The sequence below is a fragment of the Naumannella halotolerans genome (assembly GCF_004364645.1).
Lineage (GTDB): Bacteria > Actinomycetota > Actinomycetes > Propionibacteriales > Propionibacteriaceae > Naumannella > Naumannella halotolerans.
Genome location: NZ_SOAW01000003.1, coordinates 81,723 through 102,813 on the forward strand (window position 1 = coordinate 81,723; position 21,091 = coordinate 102,813).

A 21,091-nucleotide genomic window follows, 5' to 3' on the forward strand; every position below is an offset into this window, starting at 1 on the left:
CGAGCGCGACGAATGAACCGGATCCTCGCCGAGACCTATCCCGATGCCCATGCCGAACTCGATTTCGGCAATGCCTTCGAGCTGCTGGTGGCGACCATCCTGTCGGCCCAGTCGACCGACAAACGGGTCAACCTGGTCACCCCGCAGGTGTTCGCCCGTTTCGGCGACCCCGAGGCGATGGCCGTTGCCGATCCCGAGGAGCTGGCCGAGCTGATCCGACCGACCGGCTTCTTCCGCAACAAGTCCAGTGCCCTGATCCGGATGTCGCAGGCCCTGGTCGACGATCATGACGGCCAGGTGCCGGACCGGCTCGCCGAGCTGGTAAAACTGCCCGGCGTCGGACGAAAGACGGCCAATGTGGTCCTCGGCAATGCCTTCGGGGTGCCCGGAATCACCGTGGACACCCACTTCGGCCGGTTGGTCCGCCGCTTCGGCTGGACCACCCAGACCGACCCGGACAAGGTGGAGGCCGAGGTCGGCGCCCTGTTCCCCCGCAAGGACTGGACCCAGTTGTCGCACAACGTGATCTGGCACGGGCGGCGGCGTTGTCATGCCCGGCGACCCGCCTGCGGCGCCTGTCCCGTCAGCAGCCTCTGCCCGTCCCACGGGGAAGGCCCGACCGATCCGGTGATCGCCGCCAAGCTCGTCCGGGAGCCGCGCGGATGAGCCGGCGGCTGGTGGCGCTGCTGCTCGGCCCGGCGCTGGTGATCGCGCTCGTGGTGGGTGTGGTGGTGGCGCTGAACAGGGAGCCGGGCGGCGGTGCGACCGTGCCGTTCTCGACCGCCGGGGCCCCGACCGGTGACGCCGGCGCGGACCTGGTCGCGGTACGCGAGGCCGCCGGTATCGCCGCCTGCCCCGAGGTCGATGCCGAGGCCACCGCCCGCGAGGACGGACTCCCGGCGATCGAACTGCAGTGCCTGGACGGCAGCTCGGGGATCACCCTCTCCGGCCTGCGCGGTGAACCCATGATCATCAACCTCTGGGCGACCTGGTGCGGTCCCTGCCGGGAGGAGGCACCCCATCTGGCGGCGTACGCCGAGGGTCTCGGTGCCGATCCGCCGGTGCAACTGCTCGGGATCGACATCGAGGATCCGGACCCGGCCGGTGCATTTCGGTTCGCCGAGGCCAGCAACTGGACCTGGCCGCAACTGGCCGACCCCGAGGGTCGGATCCGTACCCTCACCGGACCCGCCATCCCGCAGACCCTGTTCGTCGATGCCGACGGCCGGATCGTGCATACCCACTACGGCGCCTTCTCCTCGGTGGAGCAGTTGCAGGCCACCGCCGAGGAACAGCTGGGGATCGACCGGTGAGCGCCGATCCGCTCGGCCTGCTGGTCGAGGGGCTGACCGACCCGGGAGCAGCGGTCGACAACACCCGCTGGCGTTCAGTTCCCCGACAACCCCGGAAGGCGGCCGTCCTGGCCCTGTTCGGGCTGGCCGATCGGGGACCGCAGATCGTCCTCACCGAACGGGCGGCCGATCTGCGCAGTCATCCCGGACAGGTGTCGCTGCCCGGCGGGGCCGTCGAGCCCGCCGACCCCGACCTGCCGGCGACCGCCCTGCGGGAGGCAGCCGAAGAGGTCGCGCTGCGCACCGACACGGTGCAGATCCTGGGCGAGCTGCCGCCCGTACCGGTCCCGGTCAGTCACTTCAATGTGACCGCCGTGATCGGTCGTTGGCAGAATCCGCATGCCCTGCGGGCAGCCGACCCCGCCGAGGTGGCGGCGGTGCATCAGGTGCCGATCGAGGTGCTGGCCGCACCGCAGACCCGGTGCACCGCGGTCCATCCGCGTGGGTTCACCTCACCCGGTTTCGTCTTCGGCACCGACTCCGGCCGGGAGGTCTTCGTCTGGGGGCTGACGGCCTTCCTGCTGGACGCGCTGCTGCGGCTCGGCGGCTGGGAACAGCCCTGGCAGGTCGAGCGCCGACTGCCGGTGCCGAAGGAACGACTCTGATCCCGGAACCGCGGTCTCGCCGGGGCCGGGGGGAGGCAGCCGGGAAGCGGTGAGACACCGCGCCGAGGGCCGGCGCATGTGGGGCCCGGCGAATATGGGACCCGGTGCCGGTGGGAGACAATGCCGATGGGATCCGGTGCCGGTGGGAGACAATGCCGATGGGAGACAATGCCGATGGGAGACAATGGCAGTGTCGAACCGCGCCGGTTCCGACACCCGTCGAAGGAGAATGATGACGACCCGATTGGACGCTCGGCAGCGACGCACTGCCCTGGAGGAGATGTCGGACGCCGAGGGTCTGGACGTACTGATCATCGGCGGCGGGGTGACCGGCGCCGGGGCCGCCCTGGACGCGGCCACCCGGGGCCTGCGGACCGGCATCGTCGAGATGCAGGACTGGGCTTCGGGTACGTCGTCGCGTTCGAGCAAACTGGTCCACGGCGGGTTGCGCTACCTCTACAACCTCGACTTCGGCCTGGTCGCCGAGGCGCTGCGGGAGCGCGGACTGCTGCTGGAGACCATCGCACCGCACCTGGTGAAGGCCCAGCCCTTCCTCTGGCCGCTGAAGACCCCGGTGATCGAGCGGTCCTACAGCGCGGTCGGGGTGGGGCTCTACGACACCTTGTCGATCCTCACCAGCCAAGGGGTCTCGGTGCCGGTGCAGAAGCACTACTCGAAGAAGGAGGCGCTGCGGATCTTCCCCGGGATCAAACCCGACCAACTGGTCGGTGCGATCGGGTTCTTCGACGCCCGGGTCGACGATGCCCGACTGGTGATCGACCTGGTCCGCACCGCGGCTCATCACGGCGCGCTGGCTGCCAGCCGGACCCAAGCGACCTCGATGATCAAGGACGCCGATGGCCGGGTCACCGGGGTCGAGGCGACCGACCTGGAGACCGGTGAGACGTACCGGATCAACGCCCGCCGGGTGATCAATGCCACCGGTGTCTGGACCGAGGATTCGGAGAAGCTGGCCGAGGTCGACCCGAGTCTGCAGGTGCTGGCCTCGAAGGGCATCCACCTGGTCTTCGACCGGGACCGGATCCAGGGCAGCACCGGGCTCTTCCTGCGAACCGAGAAGTCGGTGCTGTTCATCATCCCCTGGCAGCGCTACTGGATCATCGGCACCACCGACACCCCGTGGACCGAGGAACGGCGCAATCCGGTGGCCACCAGTGCCGATGTCGACTACGTACTGGAACATGCCAATGCGGTGCTGTCGGCCGAGCTGACCCGAGACGATGTGATCGGCACCTATGCCGGACTGCGGCCACTGCTGCAACCGGTGAAACAGCGCGAGTCGACCAAGGTCTCCCGCGAACACACCGTTGCCGAGGTGGCGCCGGGGCTCACCGCGATCGCCGGCGGGAAGCTGACGACGTACCGCAAGATGGCCCAGGACGTGGTCGACTTCGCACTCGGTGAGCAGGCCGCCGGGCTGCCGTCGGTGACCGAGAGGACGCCTCTGCTGGGGGCGGTGGACCTGACCTCGGTGACCCGCCGGATGACCCATCTGAGCCGTCCCTACGGCTGGACCAGCGGTCGCCAGCAGCACCTGTTGGAGCGCTACGGCGATGAGGTGACCGAACTCGTCGAATTGATCGAGCAGAGCCCGGAGCTGGCGCGGCCGTTGCGTACCGCCCCGGCCTATCTCGCGGTCGAGGTGGTGTTCGCGGTCACCCACGAGGGTGCGCTGCACCTGGAGGACATCCTGCAGCACCGGGTACGGCTGGACTTCGAGACACCCGATCGCGGAGTCGCTTCGCTGTCCGAGATCGCCGAACTGGTGGCACCGCTGCTGGGCTGGGATGCCGATCGTGTCCGGGCCGAGATCGACAACTACACCGCCGTCGCGCAGGCGATCACGGCGGCCGCGGCACAGACCGACGACGCCGAGGCGGCCGCGGTGCGCAGCAGCGTCCCCGAGTTGGTGCCGCTGCAGGACGCGGTGCCGGTGCAGGCCTGAGTCCTCGGACCGCTCCTGAGTCCTCGGCGACCCGAGGGCCCGGCGCAAATGACTGCGGCCGTACCCCGATGGGGTACGGCCGCAGCATGTTCGTCCAGGGTCGACCTGTCCGGTCAGCGATGCAGATCGTCGTCGAAGTGCTGGGTCGACAACTCATGGGTCTTGGCATCGGCGACCCCACGGGAGATCGCATGCTGGACCGAGGTCGATGCCTGCTTCGCCGCCGAGATCGTGCGCTCCGGCGCCTTCACCTTCTTGATCGCACTGAGACCGATCAACGCCAGGATCACGGTGATGATCAACAGCACACCGGCGATGATGAAGAAACCGGCCGATACCTTTCCGACGCCGGCACCGAGCAGCCGGGCGATGCCGTAGGCACCACCGGTGAAGATCATCGCCAACATGCAGATGGCGGTGAAAGCGGCACCGGCGAACAGCCCGACGCCGATCCCGCCGTGCTTGGCGATCTCCTTGAATTCGATCTGCCCCAGCGCGGCGACATCCTTGCCCAGGGTCTTGGCCTCATTGGCCGCGCTGGACAAGACGGCGCCCAGTCCTCGCTCGGGCAGCGGTGTCGGACCGGAGTGCAAGGACGAAGTCCCGTTGCTCTGGCCCACGGGGTCCTGACGCGGCGCGCCTTCACTCATCACGAAGCTCCTCCGGGGTTGGCTCGTTTGTCGAAAGCCTAACGCCTTCAAGCACCCACATGTGTCGGCACCCCTGAGAGGTTGCCGGTCAGTTGGCCGATGCTGCCGCCTCGATCCGCTCCCGACCCGCCGACCCGCGCCCGCCTCATCGGGCAGCCAGATGTGCGGTGAGCACAGCGGTCAGCGCATCGACACCGGCCCAGCAGTCCTCGGCGCTCGCCCACTCCGCAGGGGCATGGGAGACACCACTCGGATTGCGGACGAAGATCATCGCCGTCGGGACATACTCGCTGAGGACGCCGGCATCATGACCGGCGCCGGTCGGCAATACCGGTACGGTGCCGAAACCCGGCGCCAGCGCATCGGCCAGTCCTTCGCGTACCGCCGGATCGAAGTGCACGGTCGGCAGCCAGGAGTCCTCCACCAGCCGAGAGCTGCACCCGTTCTCGGCCGCCCGGGCGGCGGCCAGTTCGGTGATCTCGTGCACCAGCCGACGGGTGAGCAGGTCTTCCTCGGCGCGGGCATCGAGGAAGACCTCGACCCGGCTGGCGATCACATTGGTCCCACCGGGTACGGCCCGTACCCGACCGACGGTGGCACGCGAACCGGGATGGGCCATCGCCACGGCCGGGATCGCGGCGACGGTCGCGGCGGCGGCGACCATCGGATCCCGCCGGTCCTGCATCCGGGTGGCCCCGGCGTGATTGCCCTCGCCGTCGAAGACCACCCGCCAGCGACCGTGGCCCAGGATGTTGGAGGCCAGGCCGACGGGGGAGTCGAGCTCGACCAGCCCTCGTCCCTGCTCGACATGGAGTTCGACGAACAGGCCGATCCGGGACAGGGCGCCCGGATCGCGGCCGGCCCGCTCGGGTGCGAGCCCGGCTCGGTCGAGGGTCTCGGCCAGGCTGAATCCGTCGCGGTCGCGCAGGCCCAGGGCCCGCTCGGCCGGGAGGGCGCCGCTGAGCAGCTTGGATCCCAGGCAGGCCACCGAGAACCGGGAACCCTCCTCCTCGGCCATGGCCACCACCGCCAACGGCCGCCGAGGGACGAATCCGGTCGACCTCAGCCGACCGACCGCCTCCAGTGCACTGACCACGCCCAGCGGGCCGTCGAAGGCACCGCCACCGGGCACCGAATCCAGATGGGAGCCGGTGACCACACTGTCGGGTCCGGGTTCGCCCCACCAGGCCCAGATGTTGGCATTGACGTCGACCTCGGTCTGCAGTCCCAGCTCCTGCGCCCGGCCGACGAACCATTCTCGCAGCGCCCGGTCGGCCGGATCGAGCAGATGCCGCGACCAGCCACCGAGTTCCCGGTCGCGGCCGATGTCGGCGATCTCGGCCAAGGGCTGGAAGGTCATTGCCGACAGCCCGGTCGGCGCAGCCGAAGATCGGCCCGGTTGGCGTCGCGCCGAGGCTCAGCCGACGGCATCACGGGGATCGGCCGCGGCCGGATCGGTCAGGGAGAGGAATCCGCGCCGGTGCCAGACCAAGGGGGAGTGGGCATCGTCGGTGGCCATCGCCTCCACCCGGAGGACGATGATGTCATGATCACCGGCGGGGTACTCGTTCTCGATCATGCACTCCAGCCACACCGGTGAGTGCTCCAACAACAGCGCCCCGCTCGGCTGCACCTGGTGGTCGATGTCGAGCAGTCGCCGGGAGCGGTCCTTGCCTGCGAGCTGCCGCGCCCGTTCGGCATGGCGCGAGCCCAGCACCGAGACCCCGAGATGGGCGGCCTGTCGCAACTGCGGCCAGGTCGAGGACGAGTGCTGTACGGCGAACAGGACCAAGGGCGGGTCCTGGGAGACGCCGACGGTGAAGGAGGAGGCCAGCAGCACCTGCGTTTCCCCGTCGACGACGGCTGCCAGGGCGGCGACCCCGGAGGGGAATCCGGCGAAGGCCGAGCGAAGGGCGGTCGGGTCAGCGGTGTGGGTGGAGATCAACACATGATCACTCTCCTGGTCCGTCACGGTCGTTGCCATGGCAGATCCCGACAGCTGTCCGGTATCCCAGAATTCGTTGCGCAGGCTGGTGATCACCGGATCAGAGCACCTTGGACAAGAAGGATCGGGTGCGCTCGTGCTGCGGATCGCTGAGTACCTCGGTCGGCACCCCGGACTCCACCAGCAGGCCGTCGCTCATGAAGTGCAGGGAGGTACCCACCTCCCGGGCGAAGCCCATCTCGTGGGTGACGACGATCATGGTCATCCCGCCCAGGGCCAGGTCCTTCATCACATCGAGGACCTCGCCGACGAGTTCGGGGTCCAGCGCCGAGGTGGGTTCGTCGAACAGCACCACCTCCGGCTGCATCGCCAGCGCCCGGGCGATCGCCACCCGCTGCTGCTGACCGCCGGACAACCCGCTGGGGTAGTTGTTCTTGCGCTGGCCGAGTCCGACCCGCTCCAGCAGGTCACTCGCCCGCTCGGCAGCCTCCCGTCTGGAGAGTTTCAGCACCTGCACCGGGCCCTCCATCACGTTCTGCAGCGCCGTCTTGTGGGCGAACAGGTTGAAGTGCTGGAAGACCATGCCCACATTGCGGCGGGCCCGGGCGATCTGTCGCGGATGCTGTTCGTAGAGGGTGTTGCCGCGGCGGGTGTAACCGATCTCCTGCCCTGCCACCCACATGTCACCGCGCTGGAAGGATTCGATGTGGTTGATGCAGCGCAGGAAGGTGGACTTGCCCGAGCCGGAAGGTCCGATGATGCAGGCGACCTCCCCCTTCTTCACATCGAGGGAGACTCCTCGCAGGACCTCGATCGGCCCGAATGCCTTGTGCACATCGACCGCGCGGACCATGACATCGGCCGGTGGGGCGTACCGGCTCTCGTTGGTGGTGGTCATCGACGTTCGAATCCTTTGCCGTAGTAACGCTCGATGAAGTGTTGGGCGATCGAGAACACGGTGGTCATGACCAGGTACCAGAAGGTCGCCACCAGCAGCATCGGGATGGTGTTGAACTCGCTGGAGTAGATCGAACGCACCGTGTTCATCAGGTCGCCGTAGCCGATCACCATGGCGATCGAGGTGAGCTTCAGCATCCCGATGAAGGCATTGCCGGCCGGCGGGATGATGATCCGCAGGGCCTGCGGCAGGACGATCCGCCACATCGCCCTGGCCGGGCTCATGCCCATCGCATAGGCAGCCTCGGTCTGGCCTTTCGGCACCGACATCAGGCCGGCCCGGACGAACTCGCTGGTGTAGGCGGCGTCATTCAGCCCGAAGCCCAGCAGGCAGGCCAGGAACGGGGAGGCGAAGAGGTCATTGGTGTCGATGGTGAACGACCCGAAGCCGATCTCCGGGACGATCGCCGCGCAGAAGAAGATGAAGATCAACAACACCGGCAAGGGGACGCTGCGGAAGAGCCAGGAGTAGAAGAAGGATGCACCGGAGATGATCTTGTTCTGACTCATGCGCATGACTGCCAGCAGCGTCCCCAGGGACAGCGAGAGGGCCTCTGCCGCCAGGGTGAGCAGCAAGGTGTTCTTCACACCCTGCAGGATCTCGGGTTTGAACAGGTACTCGGCGAACTCGCCCCAGCCGAATCCCTCATTGGTCGCCGCCCAGCGGACCAGGGCGATGGCGGCCAGCAGGATCAGCGCGGCGGCCACCCATCTGCCCGGATGCTTGCGGGCGACGACCTTGGGGGCCGCATCCTGGGACCTGTCGGGTGACAGGCTGGATTCGGTCTGGGTCACGTCATACCTCTTTCGCGCTGTCCTGTGCCCCGGTCACTCGGTGACCAGGGTGACCTCGGACTCGGTGACGGCCGAGGAGGAGTCCAGGCCGTACTTGGTCAGGATCTCCTCATAGGTGCCGTCGGCGATGATCTCCTTCATGCCGGCGATCAGCTTGTCGCTGAGTTCGGTGTTGTTCTTCGCCACGCCCATGCCGAAGAGGACCTCGGCGTAGGGTTCGGCGACGGCATACTTGCCGTCGGAATCGGCTGCCTTCTGCTGGGCGACCTGCAAGGTGAGCATCTCGACCTCGGCCTTGCCGGTCTGGAAGGCCAGGTCCTGGCCGGCCTGGTCGTTGTAGAACTCGGCCTGGATCGGGTTGTCGGCGCAGACCCCGGCGAACGACTGCTGGGTGGAGTCGGGTTCGGCGGTGCCGTTCGCCACCTCGACATCGGACTGGTTCCGGGTGCCGTTGAGGATCGCTGCCGAGACTCCGCACAGGTCCTGCAGCGACGAGTACTTGCCCTCGTCCTCGGCGTTGACCAACGAGGTGTAGCCGGTACGTGCATCGGGGACGAAGTTCAGTGCATTCAACCGGTCGCCGTAGATGCCGAGGGCGGACACGGCCAGATCGTACTTGCCCGACTGGGTGCCGGTGATGATGCCGCTGAAGTCGACGTTCTGCAGCTCGAACTCGAGATTCTGCTTCTCCCCGATGGCGGCCAGGATCTCGGGTTCGACGCCCTCCTTCGTACCGCTTCCGTCGCCGACCTGCCACGGCTCGTAGGGCCAGGACATACCGACCACCACCGTCTCCGGGGCGTCGGGTTCGGCGGCGGTGTCGCTGCCACTGCAGGCACTGGCGACGGCGGCGATGGCCAGGATCGAACAGGTGGCCAGGGCGGCACGGGGTCGGTGGGTCATCGAAGGGGTCCTTCCGGATGGGCGCTGGTCACTGTGACCAGGCAACTCGATCCTCGCAGGCGGGAACGGGCCGCACCGGGCTTGCGCGATGTTGATGATCCGAGACTGTGGACATGAAACATGTCCGTCACACAAGCCGCGCTCAGGAGACCTCCGGCAGCCCGGACACGATGCTGGACAGCCGGGTCGGCAGATCGGGTTCACCGAGGGAGATGCGTACCCCCTCACCGTCGAAGACCCGGGTGCCGAGTCCGGCATCGGCACAGCGCGCTCCGAACTCGGCGGCCCGATCGCCCAGTGGCAGCCAGACGAAGTTGGCCTCGCTCGGCACCACCGGGAGCCCGTGCCGGCGCAGCAACTCGGTGACCGGACCACGCTGGTCGATCACCGCGGTGACGATCCGGTCGCGATGGGGCAGGTCGACCAGGGCGGCCAGCGCCGCGGTCTCGGCCAGGGCGCTGACCGCGAACGGCGGCACGATCTTGCGCACGGCGCGGCACAGCTGCGGATGAGCGAGGAGATGGCCGATCCGCAGACCGGCCAGACCATAGGCCTTGGACAGGGTGCGCAGCAGCACCAGGTTCGGATGTGCCGGCAGGAGTTCGAGGCCTCGTACCGCCTGCGGGTCGGTGACGAAGTCGACATAGGCCTGGTCCAGGACCACCAGCACCGAGGGAGGGACCTCGGCCAGGAAGGCGGCCACGGCATCGTGGGACAGCCCGGCACCGGTCGGGTTGTTCGGCGAGCACAGGATCACCGCCGCGGTGTCCGGGCCGATCGCTGCGGCCATCGCGGCCAGGTCGTGGGAACCGTCGGGGAGATTGGCCACGGCCCGGGGTTCGGCGTGGGCGGTGCGGATGCAGATCGGGTACGCCTCGTAGCTGCGCCAGGGATGGACCACCGTGCTGCCGGGGCGGCAGTGACTGATCAGCAGGTAGTTGAGCAGCGACAGCGACCCGTCGGCGGCGACCACCTGATCGGGATCGAGACCGAGCTGTTCGGCGATGGCGCGGGTCAGCGTCACCGCACCCAGCTCGGGATAGCGGTGGGCGCTGCGCAGGCGTTCGGTGACCGCGTCGACCACCAGCGCGCCGGGACCGAAGGGTGCCTCGTTGGAGGAGGCCCGGATGGTGATCGGCACCGAGCCGGCCCGGGCCGAGGAATAGTCCGGCAGGGCGGTGATCTCGGGCCGGGCCGGTGGCGGTCCGGGGTCTCGGCGATCGTCCTCGGGTGGACCGGGACGAGCCATCGGATCCGCCGGTCCGGTGGACGAAGGGGCGCTCATGAGGCCGTCTTCCCCAAAGTGAGGAACATGATCATCGTCGGACTCCTGTCGATCTGTGTGGCGGCGATCTGTGTATGGGCGATCTGTGTATGGGGGGGTGTGTGAGGTCGATGTGGCTGCTGCTCATCGACGATCGGTCGTCGGGTCGGTGAGGATCACCCCGGGATTGAGGATGTGCCGGGGGTCCAGGGCGTCCTTGATCAACTGCATCACCGGCAGGGCATCGTGGTGTTCACGGGCCAGTGCGGCGACCTTCCCGACTCCGATGCCGTGCTCCCCGGTGCAGGTCCCGCCCATGGACAGTGCCCGGTCGATCAGTCGTTCGTTGACCAGACCGGCGCGCTCGCGGGCCTCGGGATCATCGGGCGGGAGGACGATCGCCAGATGGAAGTTGCCGTCGCCGACATGACCGACGATCGGTGCCAGGATCCCGGTCTCGGCGACATCGGCCTGGGTCAGGGCGATGCATTCGGCCAGCCGGCTGATCGGTACGCAGACATCGGTCGACCAGGTCCTGGCGTCGGGTACGAGGGCGGCGGTGGAGGGCAGCACCTGCGCCCTGGCCGACCAGATCTCGGCCACCTCGGTCGGGTCGGTGGCGATCCGGATCCCGGTCGCGCCGACCGAGCGGGCGAGGTCTCCGAGCAGTTCGACATTCTCCTGCACCGCCAGACGGCTTCCGGTGACTTCGAAGATCACGGTCGGCGCGACGACGAACTCCGACCCGGTCCAGGCATTGATCGCGCCCATGGTGATGTCGTCGATCAATTCCACCCGGGCCAGCGGTACCTCCCGGGTGAGCGCCTGCTGGACCACCGCGGTGGCATCGGAGATCGAGTCCAGGGAGCAGATCATCGCCGCGGTGGCATCGGGTTTGCCGTACACCTTCACGGTCGCCTCGGTGATCACGGCCAGGGTTCCCTCCGCCCCCACCAGCAAGTGGGTCAGGTCGTAGCCTGCCGCCGACTTCCGGGCGCGGGTGCCGGTGTGGATGATCCTGCCGTCGGCCAGGACGGCGGTCAGTGCCAGCACCTGCTCGCGCATCGTCCCGTACCGCACCGCATTGGTACCGCTGGCCCGGGTGGAGATCATCCCGCCCATCGAGGCGTCGACCCCGGGACCGCCGGGGAAGAACAGGCCATGGGGATCGAGGGCGGCATTCAGGCTGCTCTTCATCACTCCCGGTTGCACCACCGCGTCGAAGTCCGCGGCGTGGATCGCGACGATCCGGTCCATTGCGCGCAGGTCCAGCACCACCGAACCGTCGAAGGCATTGGACCCTCCTTCCAGCCCGGTGGCCGATCCCCGGGTCACCACCGGCAACCGGTGCCGGTGACAGATCCGCAGGGCGGTCGAGACCTGCTCGGTGTCGGTCGGGGTGATCACGGCCAGCGGGGGAGCGCTTTCGTGATGGGAACGGTCGTGGGACGCGGCGGCACGGACCGCCGGGTCGGTGGACACCACCTGCGGCAGGGCCGCGCACAGCTCGGCCACGGCTTCGGCGGTCCCGGGTGAGGTGTTCACCGCAGCTCCTTCGGATCGATTCGTCATGATCATCGTTCCAGCGCGGTCGGGTGCTGAACCGAGGCTCGGAGCAGTCAGTGTCCGATATCGCAGACACCGGTTGTCCCGGTGGCCTGACGCCGGGTGCCCGCAGCGGTTTGGATGGGGTGGTGACCAAACAGATTGCGCTCAGTGCCCTGATCGTCCCGCCCGGAAACACCACCGGAGCCTGGCGGCACCCCGATGTCGACCCGGCCATGGTGACCGATGTGGAGCAGTACAAGCAGATGGCCCAGCTCGCTGAACGCGGGTTCTTCGACCTCTTCTTCCTGGCCGACACCCCGGCCACCCGGACCGACAACCTGGAGTACTGGTCGCAGTCGCCGATGTACTTCAACTCCTTGGAGCCGTTGACGGTGCTGTCGGCCGTCGCCGGGGCGACCCAGCACATCGGCCTGGGAGCCACCGCCTCCACCAGCTTCGTGGAGCCGTTCAACATCGCCCGGATGTTCGCCTCCCTCGATCACATCTCGCACGGCCGGGCCGCCTGGAATGTCGTCACCAGCGCCAACGACTACGCCGCCCGCAACTTCGGGCAGGCCAAACTGGCGCCACATGACGAGCGGTACGTGATGGCCGAGGAGGCCTTCGACGTCGTCTCCTCCTACTGGGACACCTGGGAGGACGACGCCTTCGTCTACGACAAGGAGAATGCGGTCAACTTCGACCCGTCGAAGTTCCACGTGGTCGATCATGACGGCAAGTTCTTCCGGGTCTACGGCGGACTGCCGATCGCCCGGCCGCCGCAGGGATGGCCGGTGATCATCCAGGCCGGTGCCTCGGTGCCGGGCAAGGAACTGGCCGCACGGACCGCCGAGGTGGTCTTCGGTACCGGATCGTCGGTGGAGGCCGCCAAGGCCTTCTACGACGACCTGAAGGGACGGATGGAGAAGTACGGTCGGCATCCCGATGAGCTGAAGGTGCTGTCCGGACTGCAGGTGATCGTCGGCCGGACCGAGGCCGAGGCGATCGAGAAGCGTGAGCTGATGGACTCCCTGGTCCCGATCGGCGCCAAGATCATGCACCTGTGCAACGACCTGGAGACCTCCCTGTTCGACCTCCCGCTGGACGAGCCGGTACCGCTGGACCGGATCCCGGAGAAGTCCAACCACCATCAGGTCTACTTCGCCGAGGCGGCGGACCTGATCCGGCAGGGCCTGACCCTGCGGGAGGTGGCGATGCGGTTCACCCGGGCGACGACGGTCTTCTGCGGCGACCCGGTGCAGGTCGCCGACCACCTGCAGGACTGGGTGGACCAGGGAGCCGGCGACGGCTTCATGATGTCGGTCAACTGGCTGCCGGGAAATCTCGCCGACTTCGTCGAGCTGGCGATTCCCGAACTGCAGCGCCGGGGCATGGTCCGTACCGAATGGACCGGATCCACGCTGCGGGAGAATCTGGGGCTGGCCCGGCCGGCGAACCAGCACGTCAAGTCCTGACGGCGTGCGAGGATCGGCGGGTGACCTGGACCGCCGACCGATCGTCGATCACGCTCGTCCAACTGCGCTACTTCCAGTCCGCGGCGGTCCACCTGAGCATGACCGCCGCGGCGGAGGAGTTCTATGTCGCCCAGTCGGCGGTCTCCTCGGCCATCGCCGCGCTCGAGCGCGGCGTCGGCACCCAGTTGTTCGTCCGTCGGCGGTCCAAGGGGTTGATCCTCACCCCGGCCGGCAGCCAGTTGCTGGTCCACGTCCGAGAACTGCTGGCCGCGCTCGACCGGGCGGTCGAGTCGGCCCAGGGGGTCGGTGAACATGTGCGGGGTACGTTGCGGCTGGCCTTCTTCGTCACCATCGCCCCGTTCGCCCTGCCCGAACTGCTCAGCCGGGCCCGGAACCTGCATCCGGAGCTGAGCCTGGAGGTGGTGGAGGTCGACGCGGCCCAGGCGGTCGAGGAGTTGCAGTCCGGCCGCTCCGAGATCGCCGTCGGCTACGACTTCGGGCTGGCCAACGGGATCGTCTCCGAGGTCGTCGACGCCACACCGCCCTATGTCCTGTTGGCCGCCGACCACCCGCTGGCGCTGAAGCCCTCGGTGGGCCTGCGCGAACTCGGCCGCGAACGGATGATCCTGCTGGACCTGCCGCACAGCCGGGAGTACTTCCTCGACCTGTTGCACTCGGTCGGCATCGAACCGACGATCCGGCACCGGACGCCGAGCTTCGAGACCGTCCGGGCGCTGGTCGGTCACGGCCACGGTTACTCCATCTTGAACCAGCGACCGGTCGACGCCCTGGCCTACGACGGTGGGCGGGTGGCGGCGGTACCGATCAGGGACCAGGTCTCCCCGCTGCCGGTGGTGATCTCCTCGCTGAACGGTTCCCATCCCTCGGCTCGCGCCCGGGCGGTCGCCGACCTGGTACGGCAGGTCTTCGCCGATCGCCGGTAGAAGATTTCGGTGACGTTTCAGCGGCGCAAACACATCTATCGAGCTTATGAAGTCATGCGCTTTTCACTGTTTGACTGATGTTGTGGGCGGTTTGAGACTGAAGAGGTCCAATTGATCCCGTCCTGACCTCGGGAGGTCCGGTGTCTCTTCCCTCCGCCGTCGAACCCGTCGAATCCGCCGACCTCGGCGCATTCGGCCCCCGGCACGAAACCCGCCAGAGCGGAGCCCGGGTTCCGGCTGTGCGCAATGCTGTCGCCCTGTTGCGCGAACTCGCCCGCAATGTGCAACCGGTCTCGGCCGGCGCCCTGGCCCGCAGTCTGCACATTCCCCGTTCCAGCACCTACCAGCTGCTGCAGACCCTGGTCGAGGAAGGCCTGGTCGTCCACGTACCCGACGCCCACGGGTATGCCCTGGGCGGCGGGGTGGCCGAACTGGGCAGCGCCTATTCCCAACGCTCCTCGCTGGAGAACCTGGCCCGTCCGCATCTGACCCGACTGGCCCGGACCATCCAGGAGTCGGCGGCGCTGAGCATCCTGCAGGGCGACGAGGTGCTCTACCTGTCCAAGGTGCAACCGGCCCGACCGATCGCCCTGGTCACCGACAAGGGCGTCCGCCTGCCCGCCCATCTCACCGCCAGCGGCCGGGCCATCCTGGCCCGGCTGCCGCGCCGGGAGGTGCTGGCCCACTTCGCCGACGCCGGACCGCTGGTCCGGCTGAACGGACAGGGACCGTCGACGCTGCGCGAGCTGCGGGACCTGCTGACCGAGGATCTGCGGCGCGGCTGGTCGATCGAGAAGGGGTGCGTCAGCCGGACCGTCACCTGCATCTCGGCCGCGGTCACCGACCGTACCGACCGTCCGACCGCAGCGGTGACGGTCTCCTTCCTCTCCCACAAGCGACAGGACCATCTGGAGATCGCCGACGCCGTCTGCCGTGCCGCCGCCGATCTCAGCCGGGCACTGGGATCCCCCTGCGCCGGTGAGCGATGAGCGAGCGCACCGAGGTACTGGTGGTCGGCGCCGGACAGGCCGGGATCGCCATGAGTGAGCACCTCACCGCCCAGGGGATCGACCACCTGGTCCTCGAACGCGGCCGGATCGCCGAACGCTGGCGCTCCGGCCGGTGGGACTCGCTGGTCGCCAACGGGCCCGCCTGGCACGACCGCTTCCCTTCGATGTCGATGGATGCCGAACCGGACGCCTTCGTACCGAAGGAGCAGGTCGCCGACTACTTCGTCGACTACGCCTCGATGCTCGGTGCGCCGGTACGTACCGGCGTCGAGGTCACCTCGGTGACCAAGGTCCACGGCAGCCCGCAGTTCCTGGCCGAGACCTCCGCCGGGCCGATCGAGTGCCGGTTCGTGGTGGCCGCGACCGGCCCCTTCCAGACCCCGGTCGTCCCCTCCCTGATTCCGGCCACCGCAGGCTTGTGCCAACTGCATTCGGCCGACTACCGCAATCCCGGCCAACTGCCCCCCGGCGGGGTGCTGGTGGTGGGTGGCGGCGCCTCCGGTGCGCAGATCGCCGCCGAACTGCGCGAGTCCGGTCGCGAGGTCTGGCTGTCCCTCAGTGCCCATGACCGGCCACCCCGGCGCTATCGCGGGCGGGACAACGTCTGGTGGCTCGGCGTGCTCGGCAAATGGGACCGGACCACGCCGGCCGAAGGTGCCGAACATGTGACCTTCGCGGTCTCCGGTGCCAAGGGTGGGCACACCGTCGACTTCCGGGAGCTCGCCGCGACCGGGGTGACCCTGGTCGGGCGCACCGAGTCCTTCGGTGACGGAGTGATCGGTTTCGCCCCTGACCTGGTCGAGAACATCGCCTGCGGTGATGCCGACTATCGGGCATTCCTCGACGAGGCCGATGCCTATGTCGAGAGCAACGGACTCGATCTGCCACCGGCGTTGCCCGAGGACCGCCGGGTGCTGCCCGATCCGCCCTGCCTGACCGATCCGCTGTCCTCGCTCGACGTCGCCGCCGCCGGGATCGGCGCGGTCGTCTGGGCGACCGGCTACCGGACCGACTACGGCTGGCTGAAGGTGGACAGTTTCGACGCTGCGGGCCGGCCACGGCATCAGCGGGGTGTCGCCGACGAACCGGGGGTCTACTTCCTCGGCCTGCCCTGGCTGTCCCGGCGCGGCTCCAGCTTCATCTGGGGGGTCTGGCACGACGCCAAGTACCTGGCCGACCAGATCGAGATCCAACGTACCTACCTCGCCTACGGAAGTGAGGCTCGATGAGCCATCAGCGGATCCGCCCGTTCAACACCAAGCAGACCTATCCCGAGCAGGAGCTGGACAATGACCTGTGCCAGGCCGTGGTCGCGAACGGGACCGTCTACCTGCGGGGGCAGATCGGGCAGGACCTGGACAGCAGGGAGAACGTCGGTGTGGGCGATGTCGAGGCCCAGGCCGAACGGGCGATGGCGAACATCGACCTGCTGCTGCAGGAGGCGGGCGGGACCTTGGACGACATCGTCAAGGTCGTCGTCTACCTGACCGACATCCGCTACCGCGAGCCCGTCTACAAGGTGATGGGGCGATGGCTGAAGGGGGTCTACCCGGTCTCCACCGGGATCGTCGTCTCGGCGCTGGCGCGCCCGGAATGGCTGGTCGAGATCGACGCCACCGCGGTGCTCCAGCCATGACCTTCTCCCTCCTCGCCCGGGACCCGAGCAGCGGTGCCTTCGGTTCGGTGATCTGTTCCTCCTCCCCGGCGGTCGCTGCCCGCTGTGTCCATCTGGCCGATGGCATCGGCGCGGTGCACTCGCAGAACGTCACCGACCCGCGATTGGGTCCGCGGCTGCTGAGCCTGCTGGCCACCGGGCAGTCGGCGGAGCAGGCGCTGCAGACGGTGCGCGAATCCGAACCGACCTTGGCGTGGCGGCAACTGCTGGTGGTCGACGCCGCCGGTGGCGCTGCCGTCCACTCCGGCTCCCATGCCCTGGGTACGGTCGGGGAACGGACCGGGGACGGAGTGGTCGCTGCCGGGAACATGCTGGCCACCGAGCTGATCCCCTCACTGATGGTCGAACGCTGGTCGAACCGGCCGGAGCGCGAGCCGCTGGAGGAGACGCTGATGGCGGTGCTGGAGACGGCCGTCGAGGCCGGGGGCGAGGCCGGTCCGGTCCACTCGGCGGGGTTGTCGGTGATCTCCGGTCTGGGGTGGCGGGTGACCGATCTCCGGGTCGACCTCAGCGATTCCCCGATCGCCGAGCTGCGCCGGCTGCTGCAGGTGTGGCTGCCGCAGCGCGACGACTACATCCAGCGGGCGCTCGATCCGGACGCCTCCCCGGGGTACGGGGTGCCCGGCGACGAGCGCTGACCCCCGGCCCGGAAAGCCTCAGCGGGTCTGGCGGACACCGCTCCCGGCGGTGGCCGTTCCGGTACGGCCCATCAGTGCCAGCAGGCCGCCCCCCAGCACGGCCGCACAGGCCGAGGTCAGCAGGACCGCGGTCTTGGCGATGTCCTGCTCCGGCCCGCCGCCGAAGGCCAGCTCGGTGACGAAGATGGCGACGGTGAAGCCGACCCCGGCCAGCAGGCCTCCGGCCAGCACGTGCCGCCAGTGCAGGCTCGGATCCAGTGCGGCACCGGTGAGCCTGGTCGTCAGCCAGGCGGTGAGGGTGATGCCGATCGGCTTGCCGAGCATGAACCCGGCGGCGACGCCGAGCGCCACGGGATCGCTGAACAACTGGCCCAGCAACTCCGGTTCGAGGGTGACCCCGGCGGCGAACAGGGCGAAGACCGGTACGGCCAGTCCGCTGCTGATCGGCTGCCACCGATGTTGCCACCGCTGCACCGGGGCCGCTGCTTCACCGGGGTCGCGGCGTGCCCGGGTCAACAGGCCGAGGACCACACCGGCGATCGTCGCATGCACCCCGGAGGCGTGCAGACACCACCAGGCGAGGACACCGAGCGGAAGGAAGACGTACCACGCTCCACGCCGGCGGTACTGCAACAGCCACCAGAGAACGAAACAGGCCAGGGCGGCGAGCAGCCAGACCGGACTCAGGTCGGCGGTGAAGGCGACGGCGATCACCAGGATCGCGCCCAGGTCGTCGACGATCGCCAGGGTCAGCAGGAAGGCCCGCAAGGCCCGGGGCAGTCCGCGCCCGACGATCGCCAGGATCGCCATCACGAAGGCGATGTCGGTCGCCATCGGCACCGCCCATCCCCGATGATCACCGGCCGGGTGGGCGCCGTTGATCACGAGATAGATCAGCGCCGGGACGATGATGCCGCCGACGGCGGCGGCGATCGGCACCAGGGCCTTGCGCGGCTCGGCCAGCGAGCCGTCGGTGAACTCCTGCTTGAGCTCCAGACCGGCCAGGAAGAAGAAGATCGTCAGCACACCCGAACTCGCCCAGTGGGCGACATCCATCGGGCCGATCACGAACGTGCTGACGGCCTCGTAGCCGGCCGTGCCGAGATTGGCCCACAACAGCGCGGTGACTGCGGCGAGCAACATCAACAAACCGCCGACGGTGTCGCGCCGCAGCAGCGAGGTGAGGCGTTCGCGGGTGGAAGGACTGGCCGGGGTGATCATCGGGAAACTCCTGCGGGGTCGGCGGACTGGTCGCCGACCAGACTTCCCGGCACTCCGCGAGAGATCCTACACCGTTCGACCGCTCCCGCGGCCGTACCACGGGATCAGTCGCTGCCGCCCTTCAGCCCGGACTTGATCTGATCCATCACCGAGGAGTCCTGCAGGGTGGTCACATCGCCGACCTCGCGGTCCTCGGCGATGTCGCGCAGCAGCCGCCGCATGATCTTGCCCGAACGGGTCTTCGGCAGTTCGCTGACGACCATGATCGACTTCGGCTTGGCGATCGCGCCGATCTCGTTGGCCACATGGGTACGCAACTCGTTGACGATGTCATCACCACCGTCGCCGGCATCGGAGCGCAGGATGACGAAGGCGACGATCGCCTGCCCGGTGGTCTCGTCGGTGGCACCGACCACGGCGGCCTCGGCCACCTTCGGATGGGAGACCAGCGCCGATTCGATCTCGGCGGTCGACATCCGGTGGCCGGAGACGTTCATCACGTCGTCCACCCGGCCGAGCAGCCAGATGTCGCCGTCGGCATCACGCTTGGCCCCGTCACCGGCGAAGTACATGTTGTCGAAGCGCGACCAGTAGGTGTCGATGTAGCGCTGATCGTCGTTCCACAGTGAGCGCAACATTGCCGGCCAGGGCTTGGTCAGCACCAGCAGGCCCGACTCACCCTTGCCCAGCACCTTGCCCTCGTCATCGACCACCTCGACGCTGACTCCCGGTAGGGCGCGCATCGCCGCACCGGGCTTGCCGGTCGCGACGCCGGGCATCGGCGAGATCAGGTGCATACCGGTCTCGGTCTGCCACCAGGTGTCGACCACCGGGGTGTCGTCGTGTCCGATGTGCTTGCGGTACCAGAGGTAGGCCTCGGGATTGATCGGTTCGCCGACCGAACCGAGGATCCGCAGCGACGACAGGTCGTACCGCTCGGGGATCTCCGAGCCCCACTTCATGAAGGTACGGATGGCCGTCGGTGCGCAGTAGAGGATCGTCACCCGGTACTTGTCGATGATCTCCCACCAGCGGCCCTTGTGCGGGGTGTCCGGTGTGCCCTCGTAGAGCACCGAGGTGGCGCCGTTCAGCAGCGGCGCATAGACCAGATAGCTGTGCCCGGTGACCCAGCCGATGTCGGCGGCGGTCCAGAAGACATCGGTCTCCGGCTTCAGGTCGAAGGTCGCCCAGTGGGTGTAAGCCGTACCCACCAGGTAGCCGCCGGTGGTGTGCAGGATGCCCTTCGGCTTCCCGGTCGAACCCGAGGAGTACATCACGTACAGCGGCTGCTCGGCCGGGAACGACTCCGGGGTGTGCTCGGTCGACTGCGTGGCGACGAAGTCGTCCCACCACAGGTCACGGCCCTGCACCATCTCGGTGTCCTGACCGGTCCGCTTCGCCACGATCACATTGCGTACCTGCGGGCACTGCAGGAGCGCCTTGTCCACGGCCGGTTTCAGCGCCGAGGGCTTGCCCCGTCGGTAGCCGCCGTCGGCGGTGATCACGATCTCGCAACCGCAGTCGTTGATCCGGTTCACCAAGGCGTCGGCGGAGAAGCCACCGAAGACGACCACATGGGGTGCACCGAGCCGGGCGCAGGCGACCATCGCGATCACGGCCTCGGGGATCATCGGCATGTAGATCGCCACCCGATCACCGGCCTGCACCCCCAACTCGACCAGGGCATTGGCCAGCTGGGAGACCTCGTCCTTCAGCTCGGCGTAGGTGATCGCGCGCGCATCACCCGGTTCACCCTCGAAGTGGAAGGCGACCCGGTCGCCGTGGCCGGCCTCCACATGGCGGTCGACCATGTTGTAGGCGGCGTTCAGCTCCCCGTCGGCGAACCACTTGGCGAACGGGGCGTTGCTCCAGTCCAACACCTCGGTCGGTTCCTTGGACCAACTGATCCGCTTGGCCTGTTCGGCCCAGAAGGCCAGGTCGTCGACCTCGGCCTGTGCGTAGGTGGCCTCGGTGACGTTCGCGTTCCGCGCCAGCTCCTCCGGCGGCGGAAAGGTCGGCGTGGTCAGGTCTTCGCGTGCAGCTTGGTTCACAATGCGTCTCCTTCGACTGACTGTGCTGGTCGGCGCTGCGGGGGCAGCTGGCGCCGTCGCCGTTCGGTGGCAGCCTAGCGACCACCCACCGT

The 21,091-nt window shown here is 68.3% G+C and carries 20 protein-coding genes; 10 read left to right on the forward strand and 10 right to left on the reverse strand.

Annotated elements, in window-relative coordinates; all coding sequences use genetic code 11:
* Positions 1-12 precede the first annotated feature (12 nt).
* From nth to CLV29_RS14395, 4 genes are all read left to right on the forward strand, one after another.
* Entirely contained in the window at positions 13-666 is a 654-nt protein-coding gene (gene nth, locus CLV29_RS14380; RefSeq protein WP_133756012.1) for an endonuclease III, read from the forward strand.
* Positions 663-1,313, forward strand: a complete 651-nt coding sequence (locus CLV29_RS14385) for a TlpA family protein disulfide reductase (protein WP_133755799.1) — start codon at positions 663-665, stop codon at positions 1,311-1,313. Before nth ends, CLV29_RS14385 begins: the two co-directional genes overlap by 4 nt.
* Positions 1,310-1,957, forward strand: coding sequence for an NUDIX hydrolase (locus CLV29_RS14390; RefSeq protein WP_133755800.1), 648 nt, complete (start codon positions 1,310-1,312; stop codon positions 1,955-1,957). Before CLV29_RS14385 ends, CLV29_RS14390 begins: the two co-directional genes overlap by 4 nt.
* A 232-nt stretch (positions 1,958-2,189) precedes the next feature.
* On the forward strand, positions 2,190-3,923 hold the full coding sequence (locus tag CLV29_RS14395) for a glycerol-3-phosphate dehydrogenase/oxidase (RefSeq protein WP_243831955.1): 1,734 nt from the start codon (positions 2,190-2,192) through the stop codon (positions 3,921-3,923).
* A gap of 113 nt (positions 3,924-4,036) precedes the next feature.
* Here CLV29_RS14395 and CLV29_RS14400 read toward each other — a convergent pair whose 3' ends face one another.
* From CLV29_RS14400 to CLV29_RS14435, 8 genes are all read right to left on the reverse strand, one after another.
* Positions 4,037-4,573, reverse strand: a complete 537-nt coding sequence (locus CLV29_RS14400) for a phage holin family protein (RefSeq protein WP_133755801.1) — start codon at positions 4,571-4,573, stop codon at positions 4,037-4,039.
* A 145-nt stretch (positions 4,574-4,718) separates the two neighbouring features.
* On the reverse strand, positions 4,719-5,933 hold the full coding sequence (locus tag CLV29_RS14405; protein ID WP_133755802.1) for an allantoate amidohydrolase: 1,215 nt from the start codon (positions 5,931-5,933) through the stop codon (positions 4,719-4,721).
* A 57-nt stretch (positions 5,934-5,990) separates the two neighbouring features.
* The gene (locus CLV29_RS16585; protein WP_133755803.1) at positions 5,991-6,557 is read right to left on the reverse strand and encodes a flavin reductase family protein; all 567 of its coding nucleotides are present in this window, start codon (positions 6,555-6,557) and stop codon (positions 5,991-5,993) included.
* Positions 6,558-6,618: 61 nt separating this feature from the next.
* Entirely contained in the window at positions 6,619-7,371 is a 753-nt protein-coding gene (locus tag CLV29_RS14415) for an amino acid ABC transporter ATP-binding protein (protein ID WP_133756014.1), read from the reverse strand.
* A gap of 41 nt (positions 7,372-7,412) precedes the next feature.
* A complete protein-coding gene (locus CLV29_RS14420; RefSeq protein ID WP_133755804.1) occupies positions 7,413-8,270 on the reverse strand; it encodes an amino acid ABC transporter permease in 858 nt (285 codons plus the stop codon).
* Positions 8,271-8,303: 33 nt separating this feature from the next.
* Entirely contained in the window at positions 8,304-9,173 is an 870-nt protein-coding gene (locus CLV29_RS14425) for a transporter substrate-binding domain-containing protein (protein WP_166649292.1), read from the reverse strand.
* Positions 9,174-9,315: 142 nt separating this feature from the next.
* Positions 9,316-10,458 (reverse strand): aminotransferase class I/II-fold pyridoxal phosphate-dependent enzyme, encoded by a 1,143-nt coding sequence (locus CLV29_RS14430; RefSeq protein ID WP_133755806.1) that lies wholly within the window; start codon positions 10,456-10,458, stop codon positions 9,316-9,318.
* Positions 10,459-10,581: 123 nt separating this feature from the next.
* Positions 10,582-12,009 carry an FAD-binding oxidoreductase gene (locus tag CLV29_RS14435; RefSeq protein WP_166649293.1) on the reverse strand — a complete coding sequence of 476 codons (1,428 nt, stop codon included), beginning with the start codon at positions 12,007-12,009 and terminating at the stop codon, positions 10,582-10,584.
* Between the two features lie 50 nt (positions 12,010-12,059).
* Between CLV29_RS14435 and CLV29_RS14440 the strand changes: the two genes are divergently transcribed.
* From CLV29_RS14440 to CLV29_RS14465, 6 genes are all read left to right on the forward strand, one after another.
* Positions 12,060-13,460 carry an LLM class flavin-dependent oxidoreductase gene (locus CLV29_RS14440; protein ID WP_208292980.1) on the forward strand — a complete coding sequence of 467 codons (1,401 nt, stop codon included), beginning with the start codon at positions 12,060-12,062 and terminating at the stop codon, positions 13,458-13,460.
* 20 nt (positions 13,461-13,480) lie between these two features.
* A complete protein-coding gene (locus tag CLV29_RS14445; protein ID WP_243831956.1) occupies positions 13,481-14,404 on the forward strand; it encodes a LysR substrate-binding domain-containing protein in 924 nt (307 codons plus the stop codon).
* Between the two features lie 239 nt (positions 14,405-14,643).
* A complete protein-coding gene (locus CLV29_RS14450; RefSeq protein WP_133755809.1) occupies positions 14,644-15,393 on the forward strand; it encodes an IclR family transcriptional regulator in 750 nt (249 codons plus the stop codon).
* Positions 15,390-16,643: a flavin-containing monooxygenase gene (locus tag CLV29_RS14455; protein WP_133755810.1), complete on the forward strand. Its 1,254-nt coding sequence runs from the start codon at positions 15,390-15,392 to the stop codon at positions 16,641-16,643. The genes CLV29_RS14450 and CLV29_RS14455 overlap by 4 nt, the downstream gene beginning before the upstream one ends.
* Entirely contained in the window at positions 16,640-17,050 is a 411-nt protein-coding gene (locus CLV29_RS14460; RefSeq protein ID WP_133755811.1) for a RidA family protein, read from the forward strand. The genes CLV29_RS14455 and CLV29_RS14460 overlap by 4 nt, the downstream gene beginning before the upstream one ends.
* Positions 17,047-17,727: a DUF1028 domain-containing protein gene (locus CLV29_RS14465; protein WP_133755812.1), complete on the forward strand. Its 681-nt coding sequence runs from the start codon at positions 17,047-17,049 to the stop codon at positions 17,725-17,727. The genes CLV29_RS14460 and CLV29_RS14465 overlap by 4 nt, the downstream gene beginning before the upstream one ends.
* Positions 17,728-17,745: 18 nt before the next feature.
* Here CLV29_RS14465 and nhaA read toward each other — a convergent pair whose 3' ends face one another.
* Both nhaA and acs read right to left on the reverse strand, forming a co-directional pair.
* A complete protein-coding gene (nhaA, locus tag CLV29_RS14470) occupies positions 17,746-18,948 on the reverse strand; it encodes a Na+/H+ antiporter NhaA (protein ID WP_133755813.1) in 1,203 nt (400 codons plus the stop codon).
* Between the two features lie 104 nt (positions 18,949-19,052).
* Positions 19,053-20,999, reverse strand: coding sequence for an acetate--CoA ligase (gene acs / locus CLV29_RS14475; RefSeq protein WP_243831957.1), 1,947 nt, complete (start codon positions 20,997-20,999; stop codon positions 19,053-19,055).
* Between the last annotated feature and the right edge of the window lie 92 nt (positions 21,000-21,091).